Raw genomic sequence first — 9,462 nt, 5'->3', positions numbered from 1 at the left:
CGCGCCAGGCCGGCGCCGCGGCCGCGGCGGCGTCCGCCGCCTCCGCGGCGGGTGAAGGCCAGGGCGTGATCCAGGTCCTCAGCGGCGCCAACGCCGGGCGCGAGCTGCCGCTCACCAAGTCGCTCACCACCCTGGGCAAGCCGGGGCGCCAGGTCGCGGTCATCACGCGCCGACCCCACGGCTACTTCATCACCCACGTCGAGGGCGCGAGCTTCCCGCTCGTCAATGGCAGTGCGATCGACGCCCAGGCGCGCCCCTTGCGCGACCACGACATCATCGAGATCGCGGGCGTCAAGATGGAGTTCTTCCTGCGCGCCTGAGGGGGCGGGACGGGCGTGACTTTCTCCCGCGCGGCCACCCGCCGCGCGATGCTAAGGTTTCGCATGGGTTCGCGCGGTGGCCTCCGGCTGCCGCGGACGCGGATGACGGAGGCCATGAAGCTCAAGGTGCTGGGGTGCAGCGGCGGGATCGGCGGGGCGCAGCCGCGCACCACCTCGTTCCTGCTCGACGACGACATCCTGATCGACTGCGGGACGGGCGTCGGCGACCTCACGCTGGACGAGCTCGCGCGGATCGACCACGTCTTCCTCACCCATGCGCACCTCGACCACATCGCCGCGCTGCCGCTGATGATCGACTCGGTGGGCGAGCTGCGCCAGGCGCCGGTGCAGGTGCATGCGACGCCCGAGACCATCCGCATCCTGCACTCGCACATCTTCAACTGGCTGGTGTGGCCCGACTTCTCCGCGATCCCCGACCACCACCAGCCCTTCATGCGCTTCCAGCCGATCCACGTCGGCGAGCGCCGCGACTTCGGCGGGCGGGGCGTCACCGCGCTGCCGGCGCGTCATACGGTGCCGGCGGTGGCCTATCGGCTCGACAGCGGGGGTGGGCAGCTGGTGTTTTCCGGAGATACCGCCTACTGTCCCGAGCTGATCGCGGCGATCAACGACTGTCCGCAACTGCGCCACCTCATCCTCGAGACCGCCTTCGCCGAGGAGCAGCACGGGCTCGCGGTGGCCTCGCGCCACCTGTGCCCCAGCATGGCGCGTGCGGTGCTCGACGAGATCCGCGGCACGCCCGAGATCCACATCAGCCACCTCAAGCCGGGTGCCGGGCAGCGCATCATCGACCAACTGGGGGCTTGCGCCCCCGGGCGCCCGTTGCGTGCGCTCGGTCGCGGCGACCTCCTGGAGTTCTGATGCGCCCGCCGTACGTGCGGCGGAACCCGCCACCCCGATCGCTGCCGCTCGCCCGCGGGCGCTTCCATCCGGAGCAAACCCAATGAACACCTCCGTGTCCAGTGCCGTCACGCACCGTCTCGCCTTCTTCAAGGGCTTGCAGACGCTGACCAACCGCATCCATGCGAGCAAGGACACCGACGAGATCATGCTCGAGCTCGCGCCCGAGCTGTGCTCGCTGTTCGAGGCCGAGCGCTTCACCATCTACGCGCTCGAAGAGGGCGGGGCCTCCATCGTCACCCGGGTCAAGACCGGGCTGAGCGGGGTGCAGAGCATCCGCCTGCCGATCGGCGAGAACAGCATCGCCGGCTTCGTCGCGCTCAGCGGCCAGCTGGTCAACATCCGCGACGTGTACGACGACGAGGAGCTGCGCCGCATCTCGCCGCACCTCGAGCTGCGCCGCGAGGTCGACGCCAACACCGGCTTCCATTCGCGCCAGATGCTGGTGGCGCCGATCCGCGATCCCGACACCGGCAGCCTGCTCGGGGTCGTTCAGCTCATCAACACGCTCAACCGCGAGCCCTTCTCCAAGATGGCCGAGGAGGGCCTGATGGGGCTGGCGCAGACCCTCGGCGTGGCCTTCCTGCGCCATAACCGCCAGAGCGGGCGGCTGCGGTCGCGCTTCGAGGCGCTGGTGGTCGACGGCCGCATCACCGCCGAGGAGCTCGCCGATGCCACCCGCGAGGCACGCGAGAGCGGGGCCGGCACCGAGAACGTGTTGATCGAGCAGCTGGGCCTCAGCCCGGCCGAGCTCGGTGCGGCGGCCTCACGCTACTTCGGCGTGCCCTACCAGGCCTTCGTCGCCAACCACGTCAAGCCGATGGACCTGCTGCGCAACATCAAGCGCGAGTTCGTCGAGAAGAGCCTGTGGCTGCCTTACGAGGAGAACCCCGAGGGCGTGCTGATCCTGTGCGTCGATCCCGAGCAGGTGCGCAGCTCGGGCGTGGCGCAGAACGTGCTGCCGAAGAAGCGCCTCACCTACCGGGTCACGACCAAGCGCGACTTCGAGCAGACCGTCGAGCAGTTCTTCGGCGCGACCCTGGACGACGCCTCCGTGTCCGACCTGCTGTCGGGCCTCGACGATCACGACGAGGACGCCCTCTCGCTCAAGGACGAGGTCACCGCCGCCGCCGACAACGAGCTCGTCAAGCTGGTCAACAAGATCATCATCGACGCCTATCGCCAGGGCGCCTCCGACATCCACATCGAGCCCCGCCCCGGCAAGGAGAAGACGCAGATCCGCTTCCGCAAGGACGGCTCGCTGGTGCCCTACATCGAGATCCCGGCGAGCTACCGCAACCCGCTCGTCACCCGCATCAAGATCATGTGCGACCTCGACATCTCCGAGCGCCGCAAGCCGCAGGACGGCAAGATCCGTTTCCGCAAGTTCGCCCCGGTCGACCTCGAGCTGCGCGTGGCCACGCTGCCCACCCAGGGCGGCATGGAGGACGTGGTGATGCGCCTGCTCGCGCACAGCGAGCCGATCCCGATCGACCAGCTCGGCCTGCTGCCCTTCAACCTCGAGCGCCTCAAGACCGCGATCGCCAAGCCCTACGGCATCTTCTTCGTGTGCGGTCCCACCGGCTCGGGCAAGACCACCACGCTGCACTCCATCCTGAGCTACATCAACACCCCCGACACCAAGATCTGGACGGTCGAGGACCCGGTCGAGATCACCCAGAAGGGCCTGCGCCAGGTGCAGGTCAACCGCAAGGCCGGGATCGACTTCGCCACCATGATGCGCGCCTTCCTGCGCGCCGACCCCGACGTGATCATGGTGGGCGAGATGCGCGACCACGAGACCGTGGCGGTCGGCATCGAGGCCTCGCTCACCGGCCACCTCGTGTTCTCGACCCTGCACACCAACAGCGCGCCGGAGTCGGTGGTGCGCCTGCTCGACATGGGCATGGACCCGTTCAACTTCGCCGACGCGCTGCTCGGCGTGCTCGCCCAGCGCCTGGCCAAGCGCCTGTGCCTGAAGTGCCGCGTACCCTACCGCGTCGGCGAGGACGAGCTCGCCAGCCTGCTCGACGAGTACTGCGAGGACATGCACCTGACTCCGGACTTCGCCGCCGACCCCAAGGCCGCGCGCGAGCGCGTGCTGGGGCGCTGGCGCGAGGCCTTCGGCGACAAGGACGGCGGCTTCCGGCTCCACCGCGCGGTCGGCTGCGAGCACTGCAACCAGGGCTACAAGGGCCGCGTCGGCCTGCACGAGCTGATGCTCGGCTCGGACGCGATCAAGCGCCACATCCAGTCGCGCGGCCGCGTCGAGCAGATCCTCGGCCAGGCGCTCGCCGAGGGCATGCGCACGCTGCGCCAGGACGGCATCGAGAAGGTGCTCTCCGGCATCACCGACATGAAGCAGGTGCGCAAGGTCTGCGTGCGCTGAGCGGGGCCGGGGCGGTCGATCGCCGGGCTGCGGGTTAGAATCCCGCCTGATCCCCCATTCCGGAGCACCCCATGTACCGCATCGCCCCCAGCCTGCTGTCCGCCGATTTCGCCCGCCTCGGCGAGGAGGTCCGCGACGTCATCGCCGCCGGCGCCGACTGGATCCACTTCGACGTGATGGACAACCATTACGTCCCCAACCTCACCATCGGCCCGCTGGTGTGCGAGGCCATCCGCCCGCACACCACGGCGCCGATCGACGTGCACCTGATGGTGAAGCCGGTCGATCGCATCGTGCCCGACTTCGCCAAGGCCGGCGCCAACGTCATCACCTTCCACCCCGAGGCCTCCGAGCACATCGACCGCAGCCTCGGGCTCATCCGCGATTCCGGCTGCCAGGCCGGGCTGGTGTTCAACCCGGCCACGCCGCTGCACTACATGGACCACGTCATGGACAAGCTCGACGTGGTGCTGCTGATGAGCGTGAACCCGGGCTTCGGCGGGCAGAAGTTCATCCCCGAGACGCTCAACAAGCTGCGCGCCGCGCGCGAGCGGCTCGACGCTTACGAGGCGCGGACCGGCCGCCGCATCCTGCTCGAGATCGACGGCGGGGTGAAGACCGACAACATCGCCGAGATCGCCCGCGCCGGCGCCGACACCTTCGTCGCCGGCTCCGCGGTGTTCGGCGCCGGCAAGGCGTCCGATCCGCACCGCTACGACTCGATCCTGGGCGCGCTGCGCGCCGAGCTCGCCACGGTGAAGGCATGAGGGGGGACGCACGCTTCGCGCCGCGTGCGGTGCTCTTCGACCTCGACGGCACCCTGCTCGACACCATCGCCGACCTCGCCGACGCCGCCAACCTCATGCTCGCCGAGCTCGCCCGCCCGGCGCGCAGCCTGGAGGAGATCCACAGCTTCGTCGGCAAGGGCATCCCCAACCTGGTGCGGCGCTGCCTCACCGATGGCACCCACGCCGGCGAGGACGAGATCGACGCCGCCGTGGGCGTGTTCCGCCGCCATTACGCCGTGGTCAATGGCGCGCGCACGCGCATCTACCCCGGGGTCGTCGAACTGCTCGAGCGCCTGCGCGGGCACGGCCTGCCGCTCGCGGTGGTCACCAACAAGGCCGAGGCCTTCACGCTGCCGCTGCTCGAGCGCATGGCGATCGCGCACCACTTCGACACCGTGGTCAGCGGCGACACACTGCCGGTCAAGAAGCCCGACCCGGCGATGCTGCACCTCGCCTGCGCGCGCCTCGGCGTGCCCGCCGGGCAGGCGCTGATGGTCGGCGACTCGGCCAACGACGCCTTCGCCGCGCGCGACGCCGGCATGCCGGTGCTGCTGGTGCGCTACGGCTATAGCGAGGGCATGCCGGTGGACAGCATCGAATGCGATGGGCTACTATCGACCGCACTCGAAGTGCTGGACCATATCGGTCCTGCATAGCCGCGGATCGGCGACGCAAGGGCTTCGCAGCCCTTGGCTGCGCTGCCTCCGTCTCCGTACGCTCTCCCGCGCTCGTCCGTCCCTCCACCAACGACAGTCATCGTGATGCTCGCACCCCGGGATCGCCTGTTCGCCGCCTCGTCCTCCGCCCAGCACCCCTGGCGCGGTGGCTGGCGTTGGCCTTTGGGCCACTGAACGCGACCTCCCCCTGCGGGGCCCGCCGCGCACGCCGTGCGCCGCCTTCCCCGCCCGCTGCAAGTCTCTCCGATCGACCTGTCCCACGTGGAGCCCCCATGCTCGAACACGAATTCAACGCCCTCGCCGCCGAGGGCTACAACCGCATCCCGCTCACCCTCGAGACCTTCGCCGATCTCGACACGCCGCTCTCCATCTACCTGAAGCTCGCCAACGAGCCCTACACCTACCTGCTCGAGTCGGTGCAGGGCGGCGAGCGCTTCGGACGCTACTCCTTCATCGGCCTGTCCTCGCCCACCCGCATCGAGGTCTATGGCCGCTCGGCCCTGCTGCTCACCGGCAACCGCCTGGTCGAGCGCCGCGACTACGGCGACCCGCTCAACTTCGTCGCCGAGTTCATGAACCGCATCAAGGTGCCGCCGCGCCAGCACCTGCCGCGCTTCGCCGGCGGGCTGGTGGGTTGCTTCGGCTACGACACCGTACGCTACATCGAGCCCCGCCTGGCGAAGACCGAGAAGACCGATACCCTGGGCACGCCCGACATCCTGTTGCTGCTCTCGGAGGAGGTCGCGATCGTCGACAACCTCAGTGGCAAGCTCACCCTGGTCGTGTATGCCGAGCCCGAGGTGCCGGGCGCGTACAAGCGCGCGCAGCGGCGCCTGCGCGAGCTCCTCGCCCGCCTGCGCGAGCCGGTGCAGATCCCCGAGGAGTTCCGCGGCGAGTCCGCCGAGCCGGTGTCGAGCTTCGGCGAGGAGGCCTTCAAGGACGCGGTGCGTCGCGCCAAGCAGTACATCGTCGACGGCGACGTCATGCAGGTCGTGCTGTCTCAGCGCATGAGCAAGCCTTACGCCGCCAGCCCGATGGCGCTGTACCGCGCGATCCGCTCACTCAACCCCTCGCCCTACCTGTTCTACTTCAACCTCGAGGACTTCCACGTCGTCGGCGCCTCGCCCGAGATCCTCACCCGGCTCGAGGACGACGTCGTCACCGTGCGCCCGATCGCCGGTACCCGCAAGCGTGGCGCCACGGCCACCGAGGATCTCGCGCTCGAGCAGGAACTTCTCGCCGACCAGAAGGAGATCGCCGAGCACGTGCAGCTGCTCGACCTCGGGCGCAACGACGCCGGGCGGGTCTCCGAGGTCGGCACGGTCAAGGTCACCGAGCGCTTCAGCGTCGAGCGCTACTCGCACGTGATGCACATCGTCTCCAACGTCGAGGGCAAGCTGCGCGAGGGGCTCGACGCGCTCGCGGTGCTGCGCGCCACCTTCCCGGCCGGCACCGTTTCGGGCGCGCCCAAGGTGCGCGCGATGGAGATCATCGACGAGCTCGAGCCGGTCAAGCGCGGTATCTACTCCGGCGCGGTGGGCTACCTCGGCTTCCACGGCGACATGGACCTGGCGATCGCGATCCGCACCGCGGTGGTCAAGGACGGCCAGATTCACGTCCAGGCCGGCGCCGGCATCGTCGCCGACTCCGACCCCGACGCCGAGTGGAACGAGACCCAGAGCAAGGCGCGCGCGATGCTGCGCGCCGCCGAGATGGCCGAAGGCGGCCTCGACACCCGCTTCTGAGCGCGGCGGCGGCGCCCGCGCCGCCCTCCGCCCACCACGCCTCGATACTGGCGGAGCCCGCGCCGCGCGCGGCTTCGCGAAGGGAAAGACCATGCTGCTGATGATCGACAACTACGACAGCTTCACCTACAACCTCGTGCAGTACTTCGGCGAACTCGGCGCCAAGGTCAAGGTGTACCGCAACGACGAGATCACCCTCGAGCAGATCGTGCGCCTCGCGCCCGAGCACCTCGTCATCTCGCCGGGGCCGTGCTCCCCGGCCCAGGCCGGCATCTCGGTGGCGGCGATCAAGGCCTTCGCCGGCAAGCTGCCCATCCTCGGCGTCTGCCTCGGCCACCAGAGCATCGGCGAGGCCTTCGGCGGGCGCATCGTGCACGCGAAGCGCCTCATGCACGGCAAGACCTCGCCGGTGCACCACCTCGACACGGGCGTGTTCCGCGGCCTGCCCAACCCGCTCACCTGCACGCGCTACCACTCGCTCGCGATCGAACGTTCCAGCCTGCCCGACTGTCTGGAGGTGACGGCCTGGACCGAGGACGGCGAGATCATGGGCGTGCGCCACCGGACGCTGGACGTCGAGGGCGTGCAGTTCCACCCCGAGTCCATCCTGACCGAGTGCGGGCACGCCCTGCTGAAGAACTTTCTCGACCGCGGTGCCAGCCTGCCGGCGGCCGCCTGAAACGAACGCTGCGAGAGCCTCATGACCACGATCACCCCCCAGCAAGCCCTGCAACGCACGATCGAGCACCGCGAGATCTTCTTCGACGAGATGCTCTCGCTGATGCGCCAGATCATGGCCGGCGAGATCTCCCCGGTGATGACTGCCGCCATCCTCACCGGCCTGCGCGTCAAGAAGGAGACCATCAGCGAGATCACCGCCGCCGCCACGGTGATGCGCGAAATGTCCACCAAGGTCGTGGTCGAGCCGCCGCACGACCACTTCCTCGACGTCGTCGGCACTGGCGGCGACGGCGCCAACACCTTCAACATCTCCACCACCACCATCTTCGTCGCCGCTGCCGCCGGCGCGCGCGTGGCCAAGCACGGCGGGCGCGGGGTGTCGTCGAAGTCGGGCGCGGCCGACGTGATCGAGGCGCTCGGCGTCAATCTGGATCTCACCCCCCAGCAGGTCTCCGAGTGCATCGAGGCCACCGGCATCGGCTTCATGTACGCCCCCGCCCACCACAGTGCGATGAAGAACGTCGCCCCGGTGCGGCGCGAGATGGGCGTGCGCACCATCTTCAACATCCTCGGCCCGCTCACCAACCCGGCGGGCGCGCCCAACACCCTGATGGGCGTGTTCCACCCCGACCTGGTCGGCATCCAGGCGCGCGTCATGCAGCGCCTCGGCGCCAACCACGTGATGGTGGTGCATGGCCTGGACGGCATGGACGAGGTCAGCCTGGGCGGCGCCACCCTGGTCGGCGAGCTCAAGAACAACGAGGTCTCCGAGTACGAGATCCACCCCGAGGACTTCGGCCTCGCCATGGCGGGCAGCCGCCAGCTGCGCGTCGAGGATGCCGCCGAGTCGCGCGAGATGCTGCTCGGCGTGCTCGACAACCGCCCCGGCGCGGCGCGCGAGATCGTGATCTTCAACGCCGGCGTGGCGCTGTACACCGCCAACCTGGTCGACACCATCGGCGCCGGGATCCTGCGTGCGCGCGAGCTCATCGAGAGCGGCGCCGCGCGCGCCAAGCTCGACGAGTTCGTGCGCTTCACCCAGCAGTTCCGGAGCGGCCGATGAGCGACATCCTGCAGAAGATCTGCGCAGTCAAGGTCGAGGAGGTCGCCGCGGCCTCCGCCGCGCGGCCGCAGTGCCTGGTACGCGAGGACGCCTCTGCGCAGCCACCCGCGCGCGACTTCGTCGGTGCGATCCGCGCCAGGCACGCCGCCCACCGTCCCGCGGTGATTGCCGAGATCAAGAAGGCCAGCCCCTCCAAGGGCGTGATCCGCGCCGACTTCCACCCCGCCCAGATCGCCGCCGACTACGAGCGCGCCGGCGCCGCCTGCCTGTCGGTGCTCACCGATCGCGGCTTCTTCCAGGGCGCGCCCGAATACCTCCAGGCGGCGCGCGCCGCCTGCCACCTGCCGGTGCTGCGCAAGGACTTCCTGGTCGACCCTTACCAGGTCTTCGAGGCGCGCGCGATGGGCGCCGACGCCATCCTGCTGATCGCCGCCTGCCTCGACCTGGCGCAGATGCGCGACATGGAGCAGCTCGCGAGCGAGCTCGGCATGGCGGTGCTGGTCGAGGTGCATGACGCCGCCGAGCTCGAGCAGGCGCTGCAGCTCGAGACGCCGCTGATCGGCATCAACAACCGCAACCTGCGCAGCTTCGAGGTCTCGCTGCAGACCACGCTCGACCTGCTGCCGCGCATCGCCAGCGGTGCGGCGGGCCGCATCGTGGTCACCGAGTCCGGCATCCTGAAACCGGAGGACGTCGCCCTGATGCAGGCCAACGCGGTGCACACCTTCCTGGTCGGCGAGGCCTTCATGCGCGTGCCGCATCCGGGGGCCGAGCTGCAGGCGCTGTTCGGCCGCTGAGGCACCCGGGTGAGCGCGCACGAGCACGACGCCACGCCCACCCCCGCCGCGCCGCCGCGCCGGGGGCGGCTCGTGCGCGCG

Annotated in this window: 9 protein-coding genes; all 9 read left to right on the top strand. The window is 69.8% G+C overall.

What is annotated here, in order from left to right; translation table 11 throughout:
• Positions 1-320: FHA domain-containing protein (locus C667_RS16500; RefSeq protein ID WP_004370331.1), on the top strand; the 320-nt coding region annotated here is incomplete at its 5' end.
• A gap of 114 nt (positions 321-434) precedes the next feature.
• Positions 435-1,202, top strand: coding sequence for a 3',5'-cyclic-nucleotide phosphodiesterase (locus C667_RS16495; RefSeq protein ID WP_004370329.1), 768 nt, complete (start codon positions 435-437; stop codon positions 1,200-1,202).
• Between the two features lie 82 nt (positions 1,203-1,284).
• Positions 1,285-3,630 carry a GspE/PulE family protein gene (locus tag C667_RS16490; protein WP_004370327.1) on the top strand — a complete coding sequence of 782 codons (2,346 nt, stop codon included), beginning with the start codon at positions 1,285-1,287 and terminating at the stop codon, positions 3,628-3,630.
• Positions 3,631-3,701: 71 nt separating this feature from the next.
• Positions 3,702-4,397: a ribulose-phosphate 3-epimerase gene (gene rpe / locus C667_RS16485; RefSeq protein ID WP_004370325.1), complete on the top strand. Its 696-nt coding sequence runs from the start codon at positions 3,702-3,704 to the stop codon at positions 4,395-4,397.
• Positions 4,394-5,074 carry a phosphoglycolate phosphatase gene (locus tag C667_RS16480; protein ID WP_004370323.1) on the top strand — a complete coding sequence of 227 codons (681 nt, stop codon included), beginning with the start codon at positions 4,394-4,396 and terminating at the stop codon, positions 5,072-5,074. Before rpe ends, C667_RS16480 begins: the two co-directional genes overlap by 4 nt.
• Before the next feature lie 293 nt (positions 5,075-5,367).
• Complete coding sequence (gene trpE, locus C667_RS16475; RefSeq protein ID WP_004370322.1) at positions 5,368-6,840, top strand: anthranilate synthase component I; 1,473 nt, start codon at positions 5,368-5,370, stop codon at positions 6,838-6,840.
• A gap of 91 nt (positions 6,841-6,931) precedes the next feature.
• Complete coding sequence (locus tag C667_RS16470; RefSeq protein ID WP_004370320.1) at positions 6,932-7,519, top strand: aminodeoxychorismate/anthranilate synthase component II; 588 nt, start codon at positions 6,932-6,934, stop codon at positions 7,517-7,519.
• 21 nt (positions 7,520-7,540) lie between these two features.
• Positions 7,541-8,584 (top strand): anthranilate phosphoribosyltransferase, encoded by a 1,044-nt coding sequence (trpD, locus tag C667_RS16465; RefSeq protein WP_004370319.1) that lies wholly within the window; start codon positions 7,541-7,543, stop codon positions 8,582-8,584.
• Positions 8,581-9,381 carry an indole-3-glycerol phosphate synthase TrpC gene (gene trpC, locus C667_RS16460; RefSeq protein ID WP_004370317.1) on the top strand — a complete coding sequence of 267 codons (801 nt, stop codon included), beginning with the start codon at positions 8,581-8,583 and terminating at the stop codon, positions 9,379-9,381. Before trpD ends, trpC begins: the two co-directional genes overlap by 4 nt.
• Positions 9,382-9,462: the final 81 nt, after the last annotated feature.

The organism is Thauera phenylacetica B4P (assembly GCF_000310225.1).
Classification (GTDB): domain Bacteria; phylum Pseudomonadota; class Gammaproteobacteria; order Burkholderiales; family Rhodocyclaceae; genus Thauera; species Thauera phenylacetica.
This window is presented reverse-complemented; position numbering and strand designations above follow the sequence as displayed.

Excerpts from the sequence above, each read along its gene's own strand:
- C667_RS16495 (WP_004370329.1), top strand. The coding sequence starts at position 435 with ATGAAGCTCAAGGTGCTGGGGTGCAGCGGCGGGATCGGCGGGGCGCAG.
- C667_RS16490 (WP_004370327.1), top strand. The coding sequence starts at position 1,285 with ATGAACACCTCCGTGTCCAGTGCCGTCACGCACCGTCTCGCCTTCTTC.
- rpe (WP_004370325.1), top strand. The coding sequence starts at position 3,702 with ATGTACCGCATCGCCCCCAGCCTGCTGTCCGCCGATTTCGCCCGCCTC.
- C667_RS16480 (WP_004370323.1), top strand. The coding sequence starts at position 4,394 with ATGAGGGGGGACGCACGCTTCGCGCCGCGTGCGGTGCTCTTCGACCTC.
- trpE (WP_004370322.1), top strand. The coding sequence starts at position 5,368 with ATGCTCGAACACGAATTCAACGCCCTCGCCGCCGAGGGCTACAACCGC.
- C667_RS16470 (WP_004370320.1), top strand. The coding sequence starts at position 6,932 with ATGCTGCTGATGATCGACAACTACGACAGCTTCACCTACAACCTCGTG.
- trpD (WP_004370319.1), top strand. The coding sequence starts at position 7,541 with ATGACCACGATCACCCCCCAGCAAGCCCTGCAACGCACGATCGAGCAC.
- trpC (WP_004370317.1), top strand. The coding sequence starts at position 8,581 with ATGAGCGACATCCTGCAGAAGATCTGCGCAGTCAAGGTCGAGGAGGTC.